Annotated in this window: 13 protein-coding genes; 2 read left to right on the plus strand and 11 right to left on the minus strand. The window is 36.0% G+C overall.

Features of this window, described 5'->3' with window-relative positions; translation table 11 throughout:
• Positions 1–142 precede the first annotated feature (142 nt).
• The gene (locus tag AC3WV0_RS15735) at positions 143–1066 is read left to right on the plus strand and encodes an AraC family transcriptional regulator (protein ID WP_488847041.1); all 924 of its coding nucleotides are present in this window, start codon (positions 143–145) and stop codon (positions 1064–1066) included.
• Positions 1067–1225: 159 nt separating this feature from the next.
• Here AC3WV0_RS15735 and AC3WV0_RS15740 read toward each other — a convergent pair whose 3' ends face one another.
• The 11 genes from AC3WV0_RS15740 to AC3WV0_RS15790 form a co-directional block, all read right to left on the minus strand.
• Positions 1226–2554 carry a hydroxymethylglutaryl-CoA synthase family protein gene (locus AC3WV0_RS15740; protein ID WP_488847042.1) on the minus strand — a complete coding sequence of 443 codons (1329 nt, stop codon included), beginning with the start codon at positions 2552–2554 and terminating at the stop codon, positions 1226–1228.
• Positions 2555–2706: 152 nt separating this feature from the next.
• The gene (locus AC3WV0_RS15745; RefSeq protein ID WP_488847043.1) at positions 2707–5217 is read right to left on the minus strand and encodes a M1 family metallopeptidase; all 2511 of its coding nucleotides are present in this window, start codon (positions 5215–5217) and stop codon (positions 2707–2709) included.
• Between the two features lie 12 nt (positions 5218–5229).
• On the minus strand, positions 5230–5448 hold the full coding sequence (locus AC3WV0_RS15750; protein WP_488847044.1) for a hypothetical protein: 219 nt from the start codon (positions 5446–5448) through the stop codon (positions 5230–5232).
• 276 nt (positions 5449–5724) lie between these two features.
• Positions 5725–6012, minus strand: coding sequence for a hypothetical protein (locus AC3WV0_RS15755; RefSeq protein ID WP_488847045.1), 288 nt, complete (start codon positions 6010–6012; stop codon positions 5725–5727).
• A 366-nt stretch (positions 6013–6378) separates the two neighbouring features.
• The gene (locus AC3WV0_RS15760) at positions 6379–7173 is read right to left on the minus strand and encodes a thymidylate synthase (protein ID WP_488847046.1); all 795 of its coding nucleotides are present in this window, start codon (positions 7171–7173) and stop codon (positions 6379–6381) included.
• A 107-nt stretch (positions 7174–7280) separates the two neighbouring features.
• On the minus strand, positions 7281–8030 hold the full coding sequence (locus tag AC3WV0_RS15765) for an SDR family NAD(P)-dependent oxidoreductase (RefSeq protein WP_488847047.1): 750 nt from the start codon (positions 8028–8030) through the stop codon (positions 7281–7283).
• A gap of 160 nt (positions 8031–8190) precedes the next feature.
• A complete protein-coding gene (locus tag AC3WV0_RS15770; protein ID WP_488847048.1) occupies positions 8191–8631 on the minus strand; it encodes a hypothetical protein in 441 nt (146 codons plus the stop codon).
• A 441-nt stretch (positions 8632–9072) separates the two neighbouring features.
• A complete protein-coding gene (locus AC3WV0_RS15775) occupies positions 9073–10419 on the minus strand; it encodes an alpha-amylase family glycosyl hydrolase (protein WP_488847049.1) in 1347 nt (448 codons plus the stop codon).
• A 353-nt stretch (positions 10420–10772) separates the two neighbouring features.
• Positions 10773–11369 carry an IS1096 element passenger TnpR family protein gene (locus AC3WV0_RS15780; RefSeq protein ID WP_488847050.1) on the minus strand — a complete coding sequence of 199 codons (597 nt, stop codon included), beginning with the start codon at positions 11367–11369 and terminating at the stop codon, positions 10773–10775.
• A 130-nt stretch (positions 11370–11499) separates the two neighbouring features.
• Positions 11500–12531: a sensor histidine kinase gene (locus AC3WV0_RS15785; RefSeq protein ID WP_089997890.1), complete on the minus strand. Its 1032-nt coding sequence runs from the start codon at positions 12529–12531 to the stop codon at positions 11500–11502.
• Positions 12532–12581: 50 nt separating this feature from the next.
• Positions 12582–13259: a response regulator transcription factor gene (locus AC3WV0_RS15790; protein WP_089997891.1), complete on the minus strand. Its 678-nt coding sequence runs from the start codon at positions 13257–13259 to the stop codon at positions 12582–12584.
• 195 nt (positions 13260–13454) lie between these two features.
• On the opposite strand from AC3WV0_RS15790, the gene AC3WV0_RS15795 reads away from it, so the two are divergent.
• On the plus strand, positions 13455–16070 hold the full coding sequence (locus AC3WV0_RS15795; RefSeq protein WP_488847051.1) for a TonB-dependent receptor plug domain-containing protein: 2616 nt from the start codon (positions 13455–13457) through the stop codon (positions 16068–16070).
• Position 16071 lies beyond the last annotated feature (1 nt).

Here is a 16071-nt window from a genome sequence, read left to right on the forward strand (position 1 = left end):
ATTTACACGGCATCTTCGAATAGCAAAATCGTACAAAAAGACTTCAAAATCGTGCAGAAGGATAATTTTATAATTCATTAACATTCATTTCATACCATATTTTCTTATATTTGAGATAAGCGGTAACATAATATGTTTAGAAATGAATGATCATAAATTTTTACTCAAAACCCCTGAATTAAAGAAAGAAAACCAGCTTTTAAGCATGGTCGAAAATCAGACAAAATTCAATCTGAACAATTGTGAATTCAGCATTTATGAGACGCATAAAGCGGCTTTTGACGTAAAACTGCATTTTGATACGATTGCTTTTACCGCTATGCTTCGTGGAAAAAAACACATGAAACTCGATAATAAGACCGGTTATTTTGATTATTATCCCGGAGAAAGTGTTCTGGTATCGCCCGGAGAGACCATGGTCATTGATTTTCCAGAAGCGGATGAAACCCCTTCACAGTGCATTTCTTTGAGCCTGAATCCCGAGTTTATCGAAAATTCTCTCAATCATCTTAATTATCATTTTCCAAAAACAGATGAAACTTCACAATGGAATATTGAACTGGATGAATATTTTCTTTTTAACAATCAATCATTAGCTTCTGCAACGAACAATATCATGCGGATTGCCATGGATGATAATTCACAAAAAGACATCATGGCAGATTTTGCGCTGAAAGAGCTGTTGATACGACTCATGCAGACCCAAGCCAGAAGCATGGTTGAAAAAACAGTTGTCAGGAACAAATCCAGAATTGGTTTTGCAGTAGATTACATCAAAAAGAATCTTCATCAGAAACTTTCTATTGAAAGCATTGCAAAGCTTGCGTATGTGAGCAAATCGAATTTCTTCAGAATGTTTAAAGATGAGCTGGGAACTTCACCCAATGAATTTATCCTTCAGGAAAGAATCAGCAGGGCGAAAGAATTACTGAAAAGCCAGAATAGCATAAAAGAAACCGCCTATCAGACCGGTTTTTCGGACACCAATTATTTCACAAGAGTTTTCAAACAGTTCGTTGGCGTTACGCCGAAGAGTTATCAGGATAAAACTACTTTATCTCAGTAACTACAATGATTCCTCCAAAAGATATAATTGAGTGGCTTTTTGGCATTAAAGTAAATAAGAAAGCAAACCTGATCATCAATTTTTGTATCCTGTTTATTATAGCAGCCGTTTTCTTGGCTATCAAAAAAGCATCCCATGATTGAGATGCTTTAGAATAGTTTATTTTTGATAATGATAATATCTCGCTCCTTTTAAGACCGGATTTTCAAGTTCTACGTATTTTAATCCGAAACCTTTAAAATTTTCATTTACTGATTCCTGAAGCTGCTTTCTGTGAAGCTTTTCATAGGTTTCAAAATTGATTGACCTTCTGTTTTTCAATTCATCAAAGAGGTTCCATTTTGCCACAACATTTTTCCAGTTTTCAGAAACTTTGCCCGCAAAAACTTTTGATTTAGAACCGCTTCCGTATCCTAAAAACCCGATTTCCTGTCCATTTAGTTCTTCATTCTCGTTAAAAGAAGTCTGCAGCGCTGAAAGCATTGCCATAAAAATGGATGCCGTGTACATATTTCCTATTTCTGAGGAAGCTCTTTGTGATTTTTCGATTTTCTCATTAATAAAGCTGATGTACTCTTCAGATTTAGCGACTGCTTTCTGTTCTTCAGGAGTTTCATATGACAATCCATTTTCCAAACTGTAAATTTCCGTGAAAACCCTTTTGCCATGGAAAGCATACGGAAGGTGAAATATTAAGTATTTCCAGTTTTCGTAAGGTTTGTCTTTACCTGTCAGTTCCTTATAATGTTCATACGCTTCCCTGATCCTGTCCTGATAACACTGATTTGAGTACTGTCCGTCAAATACGGGTTCATCGGTAAAAACTTCTATTTTTTCAGGGTAGCTTTCGGGAGCATTTACTAATTCTTCTTTTTTAAAATGGCGTCTTGGCTTAAAGAAGTCGAAAACACTCTCTGTGGCTATTCCCCAGGTATTTTCAATTTCAATAAGATCCGGTTTTGACGATATTAAAACAGCTACTGCGCCCCCGCCCTGGGTATATTCACCGGAAGAAGCCAGTTCATATTTTGCGTAATCACTTGCGATAACCACCGCTTTTTTATCAGGATTTGCACGTACAAAATCCAGTGAATTATGAAGCGCATCTACCGCTCCGATACAGGCGAACGTCATGTCTACAACATCACAGTTTCTGAAGCATCTGCTGCCAAATTCCGATTCGAGAACTTCCACTACCATCTGCATGGCGTAAGAGGCCGTTGGTTTTGCTGCATCAAGAGCACTTTCAGTTCCCAGATAAATTCTTGCTATTTCTTTTGGATTGAGCTGATAGTCTTCCATTAATTTTAAAAGAGCTTCTGCCGCAAAAGTCGCCGCATCTTCATGCACATCGGGAAATCCCATTTTATGCAAGCCAAGTCCTTTTTCAAGTTTGGCTGGCTCAATACCTCTATTTTCAGCTAATTCTTTAATTTCCAAATATAAAGAGGGCACATAGTAACTTGCTGCCTCAATTCCAAAAGTCATATTATTAAATTTTTATACGAATTTAAAAAATGTAAACGTTTAATCAGTAATGATTCCGGCGAAAATTTAATCAATTTTATTCTAAATATTTAAAAAGAGGCTATCCTAAAAGTCTGGACAGCCTCATTATATTTCAACAATTAAATTGTAATTTACTTAAAATCTTCTATTGTTTTATTAATAGCATCAATCTGTTTGTTAATGCTTGCAGCATTCTGCGGATTCTGTTTAAGAAGTTCCATCTTTTTGTTGAGACCGTCTTTAAGCATTTGGGATATCATCATTTTTACCTGAGGATTATTTGCAATTTCTGACTTTGCATGCCCCAACATCTTTGTTACACTTTCTGTAGCTTTTAAGTTGTCTGAACTCATAATCCAGTTGTATCCTTCTTCTGCTGATTTTCCTAATTCAGGATTTTGGAATTTAATAAAAGGATAAAATGCTGCAAACTGTGCAATATTAGCCATCTGGGAAGTCACTTTATTCTTAACGATAATTGGAAGCATCTGCGCTGCAAGAGTTTCGGATGCGCCATCCAGATCAATTTTATCAGCATAAGTGGCCGCTTTTGTAGGATCAACCGCAACGATAGCCCCAACAGAACTGCCTTTTACAGCATTGGAAACAGCATTAACTCCTTTTTCAAAAATCGACATGTATTTTTTATCTTTTGTCTTTGCCAACGCTGAAATTGCCGCCGCCTGAACGAGTGTTTTAGGATCATTGGTTGCCAGTTTTTCAACATCGCCGCCTAAAGCTTTCAACTGGTCTGCATTGGAAAGATCCATTAACTGCAAGGCTTTTATTCTTGTTCTGAAATAAGGATCTTTTAAGGCTGCAGATAATAACCTGGTTGCTGCAGGATTTTTACCGACCTGGTCTTTGATTCCGTTTAGTGCATTATATCTGCTTTTAAATTCTTTAGAACCGTTAAACTGCATCAGATATTGCTCCGGAGTTTTCGTGTCTTTAATGTCTGCCAGTAAAACACCGTCTGCATTAATATTTATCAGATCTGCATTTTTGGAAACATCAAAATTAAATGTATTTTTTGCTTCTGCGTTTACCCATACATTATATCTTTTCGGTTTTCCGTTTTCGTAAACATCGATGGCCAAAGGAAACTGGAACGGCTGCTCCTGAGTCTGCTCAATTGTTACTGCAACCTGCTTTTTCACCGGTTCAAAAGTATAGGAGTAATTGATCTTCGGATTTCCGCTTCCGAAATACCATTGATTAAAGAACCAGTTCAGATCTTTTCCTGATACTTTTTCAAATGAAAGTCTCAACTGATGAGCTTCTGCATTCTGATATTCATTGGTTTTCAGGTAATCCTGCATTCCGGCAAAGAATGCATCGTCACCAAGATAATTTCTGAGCATGTGAAGAATTCCTCCTCCTTTCTGATACGTTACCAGATCAAAAACATCTTCCCGTGAATCATAATTAAATCTGACAAGATCTTTTTTGAAATCTCCCGGATTATGGATGTACATATTCACATCTTTCATCTGATGGTAGTCTGCCTGATCTTTTCCGTATTTAAATTCGTTCCATAAATATTCGGAATAATTAGCAAAAGATTCGTTTACCGTAAGATTACTCCAGCTTTCTGCCGTTACGAGATCACCAAACCAGTGGTGAAACAGTTCGTGCGCAATCGTATCTTCCCATGTATTTTCATCGATCAGCTGTCCCGGTTTTTGAAGAATATCACTTCCATGAAGTGTTGCTGTTGTATTTTCCATCGCTCCGCTTACGTAATCTCTACCGGAAATCTGTGCATATTTTGCCCATGGATAATCATAGCCTAATTTTTTAGAGAAAAACTCGATCATTTCGGGAGTATTTCCGTAGATCTGCTTTGCGTAAGGCTCATATTCTTTCTCGATATAATAGTCGACCGGGATATTTCTCCATTTATCCTTTACGATGGCATACTCTCCAACTCCCATAAAAAATAAATAGGTAGAATGTCTTTTATCCATCACCCAGTGATCGGTTCTCATACCATTCGATTCTTTCTGAGAATCTTTCATAATACCGTTTGAAAGGGTAACATATTTATCAGGAACCGTCATATAGATTTCCTGCGTTGTTTTCTGATTAGGCTTATCGATGGTAGGAAACCAGGCCGAAGAAGATTCCGTTTCACCTTGCGTCCAGATCTGTGTAGGCATATCAGGATCTTTTCCTTGCGCATTAATGAAATACAGACCCTTTGCATCATTAATGGCTGCACTTCCTTCCTGTTTTACTTCATTCGGACGGGCAGTATACTTGATGTATACCGTATAATCCTGGTTTTTCGCATATGTTTTATCTAAATTGATCTTTAAAACGTCATCTTTATAATCATATTTTAAAGGAGTTTTCTTATCATTTGTATCGAGCGCCACTTCATGGATCAGCATTCCTTTCGCATCCAGTGTCAGTTCGTTGGTAGGATAAAAAAACGGAGATGCGGTGAGCCATTCTTCACCGTTCATCTGTTCTTTCTGATAATCGAAATTTACTTTAAGTTTGGTATGTTTGAGTTCTGTTACTTTCGTGTGAGTGGCTCTGTAGACCTTTTCTCTTCCGGAAGTTTCAGTTTGCGCCGCTACATTTGTGGAAAAGAAGATTCCTAAAAGAGCGATCGATAAAATGGCTTTTTTCATTATGATTAAAAATTATTTTTTTGTTAAAATATCAAATATATCATTGACAAGTGTCTCGTAATCACCTTTTTTAAACTGTTCTTTGGTTTTGGCAAACGCTTTTTTAAGTTCACTTTCGGGGTTTTCATCGTCAACGATTTCTGCTGAATCAACGCCTTTTAGCTGAAGAATAACATTTTTAATGACTTCAATGTCTGCGTTTTTTTCAATATTTATTTTTAAATATTTCATGTTTACTCTCTGATTAAGTTGTTGTTGAAAGGTGAGAATCAGTTTCCCCAAATTTAAAACTTATTTCATAAAGAACAGCCCTCATGAAAGTATTAAGAATTATTTTTATGGTTAAAATATCAATGAAGCCTGTTCCAGCTTATATTTTTCATTGATTCATTTTTCATAAAAAGCCATAACATACTGGAAAATAACAAATTGCACCTGACTATCTATTCGAAGTGGTTACTTGCCCCCCATCGAAATTCTTAGATACCATTAACGAAAACCTATTAATTATTTTAATCTGATTATTTTTCCATTTTTATAAAGAAATACTATTTTGCAGTCCTTCTTTCTTTCAAAATTATACACATAAATTTTTTCAGGATCAATACCGTTCATCTTACAAAGCATAGGAGCTTCCCAATTATCATAAAAAACAGGCTCCCTAAAAGTAAAATCAGTATTGGCTGTAAGCTCATTAAACATATTATAATCCAGGGCAATCTCTCCACTTGTGATATGATTTTCCTCTATAGCCTTTTTCAGTTTACCGAATAGTTCATGGTTAAAACGATCCATGAATTTTTAACTGATATCGGTAATCATAAAGACAAAACTCATCATGGCAAAAGATGCGGCTATGGTTTTATTTCCAAAATTTAGTTATTCCCCAAAAAAATAACCGCTGAAATGATGAATAATGTATAGAAAAGTCTTACTGCTCCCAGATTCCGGTTGCCAAACCCAGAAACAGTTGGGGTATAGGATGAAAAAAGAAAGATACTCATTCCTCCAAAAACAGCAATTACAGAAATATTCCTACATTTCTGAAACGTGGCGATTGTTGTTTAAAATCATAGTTGGAAAAATTTGTGTCAGAAACTTTAGATTAAAAATAACAGATTTACAGCAATTAAAAAAGATTTTTATGAAGCATCAGCTCTATTAAACGGCAACAGGAGCTTTGATACCAGGATGCGGATCGTAATTTTCTAATGTAAAATCTTCAAAATCGAAATCAAAAATATCTTTAATTTCAGGATTAAGCTTCATCGTAGGAAGGGGTCTTGGATCTCTCGAAAGCTGTTTTTTAACCTGCTCGAAATGATTGTTGTATATGTGAACATCACCAAAACTGTGCACATAATCACCTACTTCAAGCTCACAAACCTGCGCAACCATCATCAAAAGTAAAGCGTAGCTGGCAATATTAAAAGGAACACCGAGAAAAACGTCAGCACTTCGCTGGTATAGCTGTAGTGATAACTTTCCGTCGGCTACATAAAACTGAAATAGGGCATGACAGGGAGCCAGCGACATATTCGGGATTTCGGCAACATTCCATGCAGAAACGATCAGTCTTCTGGAATCCGGATTTTTTTTGATCTGATCAATCACTTCCGTAATCTGGTCGACTACTTTTCCGTCGGCTCCGTTCCAGCTTCTCCACTGTGCGCCGTAAACCGGTCCCAGATCGCCGTTTTCATCTGCCCATTCGTCCCAGATCGAAACACCGTTATCCTTAAGATATTTAATATTCGTATCTCCTTTTAAAAACCATAACAGCTCATAAATGATCGATTTCATATGAACCTTTTTCGTTGTCACCAGCGGAAAACCTTTTGAAAGATCATATCTTAGCTGGTAGCCGAAAACACTTCTTGTTCCCGTTCCGGTTCTGTCGGTTTTATCGGTTCCGTTATCTAAAATATGCTGTAAAAGGTCCAGGTAATTCTGCATTGAAAATGATTTTATGGCTCAAATTTAAAGAAAGAATTTTGAAAACAGAATAAAAAAAGCATCCATTTTTCATGGACGCTCTGTATCGCTGAGAAGCTTAATTTCTATTATACTGCGGTGTAGCCACCATCAACAAGATAATACGCACCTGTCATAAATGATGATTTTTCCGAGCTTAGGAATAATACCAGTTCTGCCACCTCTTCCGGTTTTCCCAATCTGCCCATCGGATGTTTTGCAACAAGGGCATTTTTCACATCGCTATTCATGTTTTCCAATAATGGAGTTTCAATATAAGCAGGACCTACTGCATTACAACGGATATTTTTCTGGCCGTATTCGGCGCCTATATTTTTAGTAAGACCTACAACAGCGTGTTTGGCAGTAGTGTAAGCCGATGAAAGAGGTGCCGCCACCGTTCCGTGAATCGATGCCATATTGACAATAACTCCACCGCCGTTCTTTTCCATTTGTTCCAGCTGGTATTTGCAGCCATAAAAGACCCCATCCAGATTAACGCTTAATACTTTTCTCCAGCTGTCTAACCCGTAATCTCCCGTCAGCGCCTGCTCTCCTCCTATTCCTGCATTGTTACAGGCAATATCCAGACGTCCGTAAATTTCTACTGTTCTTTTTACCAGTACTTCTACCTCTTCGGCTTTTGATGTATCAGCTTTTACAAAAGACGCTTCACCCCCTGCTGCTTTGATATCTTCTACCGCCTGCTTGCCATGTTCTTCATTAATGTCTGAAACAATTACTTTGGCTCCTTCTTTTGCATAAGAATGTGCAACAGCCAATCCGATTCCTGATCCGGCTCCTGTTACAAGAGCTACTTTGTTGTCTAAAATTCCCATATTGATAATTTTATTTGTAATAATTTGATACCACAATTTACGACAAAATCGGGAAAATGCTTCAAAAGTAAGCAATAAAATTTTCTTAAAATTTAACCCTGAATATTAATTATTTCATAATTTACATTAAGAACTCTATCCTGCAGTTATTTTAAAATTTTTACCAAATTTCTTTAATTATTTGCGAGATATTATTGAGACTAAAACTTTGTCCTTTTGATAGCGCTGTCATTGATTTGGCTAGCGGAGATTCCGGCGAAATGGTTATAATTTTTTGATTGTCTAAAATGAGATCTCCGGCAGCAACAGCAATATAGAAAAGTCCTTTATCGGTTTGTACCACGGCTCCGTTTTGCACTTTTGTGCATGGTTCCGCATTAATTTTCTGAAGTAAGGTTTGCTGGCTCAGTGTCTCATTAAGCTGTCTCTGTAAATTATTAATCTCCTGCTGCAGCATTTCCCTGCCGGTTTCATACTTGTCTCCCATTGAACTTTTGGTATCGTTATTTGAAGCGCGTGTATTTTCAATTAAATTTTCAAACTTTTGAATTTTTTCAATAATTCTTGTTTTCACGGCATCCAATATCTTTGATTTATCCATAATCGAGCTTTCATTTTAGATATAAATCCAAATTTATTGAATAAATCTCATCAATAATCCGGCTTTTTAATATAACATAATATTAAATTCTAAGAATCTATTTAAAATAATTTTTTATTCAGTAACATTATAAAAAAACGTGATATAGAAACATCTGATAAAACAACTATAATATTCTGTTTTTGAGTTATCTACAATTAATTAACATAATAAAATTTTTGTCACTACCATTTGAAAATTTCTTAAATTTATCAAAACAAAAGGATATAATTTAAGAAAATATACTATGAAAGAAAACTACTAATCTCAAATTTAAAAATTCTAATTTTAAATAATCATTATGTAAAATTAGTCGTGTGATGCAATATTTCATAAAGAGGCTGTCCGAAAAGTTTGGACAGCCTCTTTTTAATTCTGATTTCCGAATAATACCCGGATTATTTATTTTTCAAAAACAGCGTAATCACCAGGTTTGAAATTGAAGCTTTTTCCTTCTTCAAAATTTTTATTCATCCTGGTAAATACATTTTTGAAAATTCCCGATACATGCTCATCTTCAATGTTGAAATCTACAGCGTCTTTTGACATATTTAATACGACCAAAACTTCATCGTTTCCATTTTTACGGAGGTAAGCAAAAATTTTATCATTAGCCGTCGTATTAAGAATGTAAGTTCCTACCTTGGGATCTCCTCCTCTTAAAGCAGGATTTGAAGATTTCAGATTTAACAACACTTTATAAAAATCTGCCATCTGATAATCATTTGTCCATTGTATAGGATCTTTTTCAAAGAATTCCAGCCTTTTCATATTGGGAAGTTCCTGTCCGGAATACAATAACGGGATCCCATTCCAGGTTGCTGAAAAGACAGCCATTGGTTTGGTAATCACTCCGTATTTTTCATATTCGGTTCCGTTCCATGAATTTTCGTCATGGTTTGTTGTAAACCATGCCCTCATTGAGCCATCACCAATATTGGAATATTGTATCAAAAGATCTTTCAGCTCCTGTATCGGAAGATTTTTCTTGTAATAATCTTCAGATTTATGCATCCATTTCCAGGAATAGCTGGCATCAAAAACTTTTCCGTATTCCGGATTTTCAAGCTCATCATATTCTCCGATCCAGAAAAGAGGTTTTATTTTTTCCACTTCAGGGCGGGCCTGTTCCCAAAAATCTACTTCAACCCAAGAAGCAAGATCACATCGGAAACCGTCTATTCCTGTTTCTCTGATCCAGAATTTCATGGCATCGATCATCGCCTGGCGCATTTCCTGGTTTTTGTAATCCAGTTCTATGATATCATCCATTCCGGAGGCCCTGTGAAAACTTCCGTCAGGATCTTTTAAATAAAATTCAGGATGCGTTTTTGTCCATACGTGATCCCAGCCGGTATGATTTGCCACCCAATCGATGATAACCTTAAAGCCAAGTCGATGTGCTTCATTGACCATATGCTTAAAGTCATTCATTGTTCCGAATTCCGGATTGATTGACGTGTAGTCGGCTGCTGCATACTGACTTCCGAGACTTCCTTTTTTATTCAGCTGTGCAATGGGTGTAACCGGCATAAACCACAATGTTTTCACACCCATGGCCTTCAGCCTCGGCATTTCTTTTTCAAATGCTTTAAAGGTTCCTTCTTTTGTATATTGTCTTACGTTGACTTCGTAAATATTTGTTGTATGTTTCCAGTCCTTAGGTAGATCCGTCATTTTTGTTGTATTTTGAGTGGCGCAGGAAATAATTCCAAGGCCGATGATCGCTATTAAAATTAATTTTTTCATTAATTCTCTTTTAACAAAAATAGCAATTGTGATCGGAAATAAGGAAGGCAAAGCCAATGAATTTAAGAAATAGGGCATTATTTTATAGAGAAATCTTTAAATGAAAAGGGCATAAATCTTTTTAACACATTAGTCACAGAAGTTTTAATCAAAACGTTGAAAATAGAAAGAACATATAAGATTGAAAATCGAAGATTTTCATTGAATTTTTTTATATTATCTAATTGTCATTCTGTAAAAAGCAAAGCTTTACATATACCACCTCATCTGTGAAATTTGTGCTATCTATCTGTGAAAAATGCACTAAAAAAGCCCCGAATAAATTCAGGGCTGTATATTTTCAAATGCTTCGATTATCTTTCATCATCATTATCATCCTCATCATCGAAAACATTATCGTTGTAGTCTTCTTCTTCCTCATCATCGAAGTTATCATCGTCTTCATCTGCAAAATTGCCACTTGATCCAAAATCATCCTCAAAGCTGAAATCATCATCCATCAGAGGCATTGCAGATTTCTTTTTAGATCCTCCGGCTCCGCTTTTGCTTGGTGCTTTTAATGGAACGTTTCCGAATCTGTATACGGTGATCGGGTAATTTACGCCTTTTGTTTCATCAATGATCTCAACCAATTCGCAGAAAAATTCCCAAAGATCAAGAAGTCCGTACTGGAATTGAGCTTTATCACCTGTATTCTCGAAAGCTTCATCGATGTATACATCCGACATAATCTCTCCGTCGCCATCATCACTCATGTCTTCCAACGGAACACTTTTCACGATCGTACCGTCTTCTTCCAGCAAATTAAAAGCAGAAAGCTCATCTCCCTGCAAGCTGAACGCGCTTTTAATTCCTAAGTGTAAGTTCCATAGCGTCTGTTTTCCTTTAACTTCGATATCCCGGAAAATATCTTCTTTCGCATCTAATATTACGCGGATTTTGTAAACCATCAGTTTTAAAATTACTTTTTGCCTTTGTTATTATGATAAATCTCTGTTGCAAATATAAAATAAATGAGATGTGACAAAAAAATATTTCTGAATTTTTTAAAATATTTTTTTTTCTTACATTTTGCAGAAATTATTTACTTTTTTCAAGCATAAAACTGAATTTTGTACCTTCAAGATACACACTTTCCACGGTAATATTTTCATTGTGCGCTTCAAGAATATGCTTCACAATGGCGAGACCCAATCCGGAACCGCCTTCTCTCCTGCTGCGGCTGGTTTCCACGCGGTAAAATCTTTCGAAAATTCGGGGAAGACTTTCTGCCTTTATTCCCATTCCGTTATCTATAACTTCGATGAGAACCTTATTTTTAAGGATGCTTGTTTTCACCACCACCCGGGCTTCCTGACGATTGGCATAATGAATAGCATTGGAAATAAGGTTGATGAAAACCTGTGAAATCTTCTGCTTATCTGCTTCTACAAAAATCTGCGGATGCAATGTCTGAATCTGAAGCGTTGCATTATGTTTTTCAGCTTCCAGGTCCAGAAGGTCAAAAATTTCCCTGATCAGTAAATTGACATCAAATTTTGACACGGTAAGGTTTATTTCGCCTGCTTCCAGCCTGTTGATCATATCAAGATCGGTAACGATCGCAATAAGTCTTTCTACCGATTTATCGATCCTTTCCAGGTATTTGTCGCGAATGGTAAGATTATCTACACCTCCGTCACGCAATGTTTCCACATATCCCTGGATAGAAAACAGCGGCGTTTTAAGTTCGTGAGAAACATTTCCGATATATTCTTTCCGGTAGCTTTCCATTTCTTTCATCATATCAAGCTCTGTGACTTTCTGCTGATTGAGGTCTGAAAATCGTTCTCCTAATTCTTTGATGGTAATATTTTCATGGTCATTACTCACAATTTCCTGAGGCAGAAGCTGTGATAAGCCACGCACCTGCTTCTTTCCGTAATAATTGAAAAGAAGTTCGAGCACGATATAATTAATGATAAAAATAACAATAAGGCAGATAAAAAGCCCTATATTAAAGAAAGGAGTATCGTAATAGAGATCTTTTAGCGAATCGAAAGTGATTACTAAAAGAAACATCACCAATGTCAGAAGACAAGAGGCGACGAGGGTAAGTCTGTAAAATTTCAATTTTACAATTTTTATTGGTTTATGTAAAGATAAGCTTTTGAAATTGAGTATTAAACAATAAGTTTATATCCAATTCCTTTCAATGTCTGAATCGTATTGATGCCCAGCTTTTCTCTTAATCTACGGATATGCACGTCGATGGTTCTTTCTCCCACAATCACGTCATTTCCCCATACTTTTTCTAAAATTTCTTCTCTTTTGAATACTTTTTCCGTATTTGAAGCTAATAAATAAAGAAGATCGAATTCCTTTTTCGGAAGCAGAAACTGCTGGCCGCTTTTTGAAACTCTGAAATTGTCTTTATCAATCACAAGATCACCAATCTCAATAAGTTTGGAGTTGTCGGAAACCTGGGAAGTAAGCTGCAACAAAGCATTCACTTTTGAAATAAGGATTTTCGGTTTGATAAGTTTAACGATATAATCGTTGGCGCCCGCCTGGAAACCTGCCAGCTGTGAAAATTCTTCGCTTCTTGCAGAAAGAAAAACAATAAGTGTTTTCTGAAGTTCCTTAATTTTTCGAAGTTCCTGACATGTTTCGATACCGTCTTTTTCCGGCATCATGACATCTAGTAAGATAAGATCGGGAACAATTTCTTTGGCTTTTTCAATACCTTCATTACCGTTGGTGGCTGTAAAGATATCGTAACCTTCCTTTTCTAAATTGTAAGACAGAATCTCTAAAATATCCAGTTCATCGTCTATTAAGAGGATTTTCTTTTGGTTCATTTCTAATTTTTACGAGTCAAAGTTAATAATATTTTAATCACAGTTTAATAAAAGGAACATCGTTCACATAAAGTTAACAATAATATCTTTTTCTTAATGTTTAGTTAAGAAAAAATTAAATTTCCCTAAACCATTTACCCGCCAGATTCTTTCTTCCTTTGCAGCGAAAGTAAAAAAGTAAAAGTAAGAAAGGTAATGAAAATCTATAAACTTAGTGTTGCAGCCCTATTTTTAGCCGGATCGGCATTATATGCTCAGGAAGTAAAAAATGATACGGTCAGCAAAAGGGAAAAAAAAATTGAAGGTGTTATTCTTCAGGGAAACAGCAATAAGAAAACCGAGGCTGCTGTTTTGGTAGAACAGAAAAAAGCGATCATTCAGAAACAGGCTGTAAGCGCTGAAGAAATCTCCAGAAAAGGAATTTCCAATGTAGAACAGGGGCTCACAAAAGTAACGGGCATCACGACCGTAGAAGGAAGGGGGCTTTTCGTAAGAGGTCTTGAAGAAAGATACAACTATTTATTAATTAATGGCCTTGGATCTCCATCCAATAATCCTTTCCAGAAGATTATCGCATTAAAGCAGTTTCCGACTGACGTTGTAGGTAAACTGAACATCTACAAAACTTTCAATTCTAATCTTTACGGAGATTTTGCGGGTGCTACGTTTGATATAGAGACTCTTACTATTGACAAGGCTTTTTCAAAGATAGAATTCAGTGTAGGTGTTAATACCCTGAGCACATTCAGAAATAACTTTAAAGTAGCTGAAGGGGCAACTGGATTAGATGCTTATTTAGGGTTAAACTCAAGAGATAGAAGACTTCCTGACGAAGTTAGAAATTACAGACCAAACACCTACAGTTTTACAAAAGAGCAATCACTGAATTCTTTTAAAGATTCATGGAATGTGAAAAATATTAAAACGATTCCTAATACAAGTATTGGCTTTACAACCGTACAAAAATTCAAAGCTGGTGAAACAGGAACAATCGGATTATTGCTTTCACTGAATCAAGGTTCAAAATATGTATACAGAGAAGGAGACAACAATCAGTTCAGAGACAATGGACATAAGATTGAATTGAGTAACCTGCTTGCTAAAAAAGCCTATGTATATGAAACAGAATCTTCAGCATTATTTGGGTTAGGTTATAAAAATAAAGGCACTAATATAAATTTAAATGCCATTTATCTTCAGAACTCTGCTAACATTATTGAGGATTTCAGCGGCTACAAAAATTTCATCAATGAAGACATTCGTTTCTTCAGAACGAATCAGCAGGATATTTCCAGATTTCTTGATCTTCAACTAAGTGCTTCCCAAAAATTGGGTGAACGTCATTTATTTAAGGCAGGAGGAAGTTATGTCATGAACAATTATAGTCAGCCAGATAGAAAAATATTTGAACTTACCATGCCTTCGGATTTCAATAATGCACAATTTTCTTATGGAGGAAACAATCTGATCAGACAATATTTGGATGTTGACGGGAGATTCTATGCTTCGGGGTATGCAGAATATTCTGTGTTTTTAGGAAATAAAGGTGAGCGTAAAGATTATCCGTTACAGTTGACTGCCGGTTACAATGGTTTTGCAGACTTAAGAAAAAATTCGTACCGTTTTATTTTCGGAGTGCCTAATTTTCAGTATGCAAACAATCCTGTTAATGTAAATGTTGATAATATTCAGTCTACTTTGGATAATTCTATCAATGATAACAGATTATATTACAGAGAAGGATCTGATGCCTATTCTTATTTATCCAATATTTATCAGTTTGTGAATGCAGGATATATTCATGCTGATTACAAACCAACGGATAGCTGGGATATTTTAATTGGTGGACGATTTGAAAATGACATGCGTATCATCCGATACAATGCTCCTGGTGTTTCAGACAGACTCACCCTGGCTCCTGAGATGAATTATTTCCTTCCTTCCCTCTCTATTAAGAAAGCTCTGGATAATAAAAACAACATTAGACTGTCATTGAGCAAGACCGTTACGCGTCCTATTCTAATTGAGACGATGCCTATAGAATACATAAATCCTGATAATACATCTGTAAGAGGAAATGAAAATATTAAAAATAGTGAAAATTATAATATTGACCTGAAATGGGAACATTATCCTTCAGCTAAAGAAATGTTCGCTGTAAACCTTTTTGCGAAAAGACTTGACAATGCCATCGAAAAATCCATAGCGCCGTCAGGAAATGCAAGTGGGGTTGTGATTACCTTCTATAATGCTAAAAGAGCAACTTTGGCAGGCATCGAATTAGAAGGGATATTAAGTTTAGGAAGGCTATCGGAAGCATTGGATAAATTTACATTTGGTGCCAACGCGACCTTCATGTATTCCGACGTTGACAGAAGTGAAGACCAGCTAAAAACAGAAAGGCCGAATATTGCCGGATTTACGGATGATCAACTTCACAGAAGAGGTTTACAGGGTGCTGCGCCTTATACCATTAATGCAGATTTAAAATATGAATTCAAAAATTCAAAAAATCTTAGCAGCACTTTATCACTGGTCTACAATGTATCCGGTTCTAAAATCTATGCAGTAGGAGGATCCGGTACGGATAACTATTACGAAAGACCGTTCAACCAACTGGATTTTGTTTACCAGAATCAAATTGATAAAAACTGGAATATTAAGTTCAGAGTGCAAAATATGCTGAACAGTAAATACAGAGTAGAACTTGGCGACAATAGTTATTATCCTGTAGATACAAAAGGTAATTATGCGCTTAACAGCTATTTCAATGGAGTGAATTTCAATTTCACTGTAGGCTATACATTTTAAA

This window comes from Chryseobacterium sp. 27AL (assembly GCF_057815395.1).

Coding starts and splice junctions, on each gene's coding strand:
- AC3WV0_RS15770 (WP_488847048.1), bottom strand. CDS start 8,631: ATGGATAAATCAAAGATATTGGATGCCGTGAAAACAAGAATTATTGAA.
- AC3WV0_RS15795 (WP_488847051.1), top strand. CDS start 13,455: ATGAAAATCTATAAACTTAGTGTTGCAGCCCTATTTTTAGCCGGATCG.
- AC3WV0_RS15765 (WP_488847047.1), bottom strand. CDS start 8,030: ATGGGAATTTTAGACAACAAAGTAGCTCTTGTAACAGGAGCCGGATCA.
- AC3WV0_RS15750 (WP_488847044.1), bottom strand. CDS start 5,448: ATGAAATATTTAAAAATAAATATTGAAAAAAACGCAGACATTGAAGTC.
- AC3WV0_RS15755 (WP_488847045.1), bottom strand. CDS start 6,012: ATGGATCGTTTTAACCATGAACTATTCGGTAAACTGAAAAAGGCTATA.
- AC3WV0_RS15790 (WP_089997891.1), bottom strand. CDS start 13,259: ATGAACCAAAAGAAAATCCTCTTAATAGACGATGAACTGGATATTTTA.
- AC3WV0_RS15780 (WP_488847050.1), bottom strand. CDS start 11,369: ATGGTTTACAAAATCCGCGTAATATTAGATGCGAAAGAAGATATTTTC.
- AC3WV0_RS15775 (WP_488847049.1), bottom strand. CDS start 10,419: ATGAAAAAATTAATTTTAATAGCGATCATCGGCCTTGGAATTATTTCC.
- AC3WV0_RS15760 (WP_488847046.1), bottom strand. CDS start 7,173: ATGCAGAATTACCTGGACCTTTTACAGCATATTTTAGATAACGGAACC.
- AC3WV0_RS15735 (WP_488847041.1), top strand. CDS start 143: ATGAATGATCATAAATTTTTACTCAAAACCCCTGAATTAAAGAAAGAA.
- AC3WV0_RS15740 (WP_488847042.1), bottom strand. CDS start 2,554: ATGACTTTTGGAATTGAGGCAGCAAGTTACTATGTGCCCTCTTTATAT.
- AC3WV0_RS15745 (WP_488847043.1), bottom strand. CDS start 5,217: ATGAAAAAAGCCATTTTATCGATCGCTCTTTTAGGAATCTTCTTTTCC.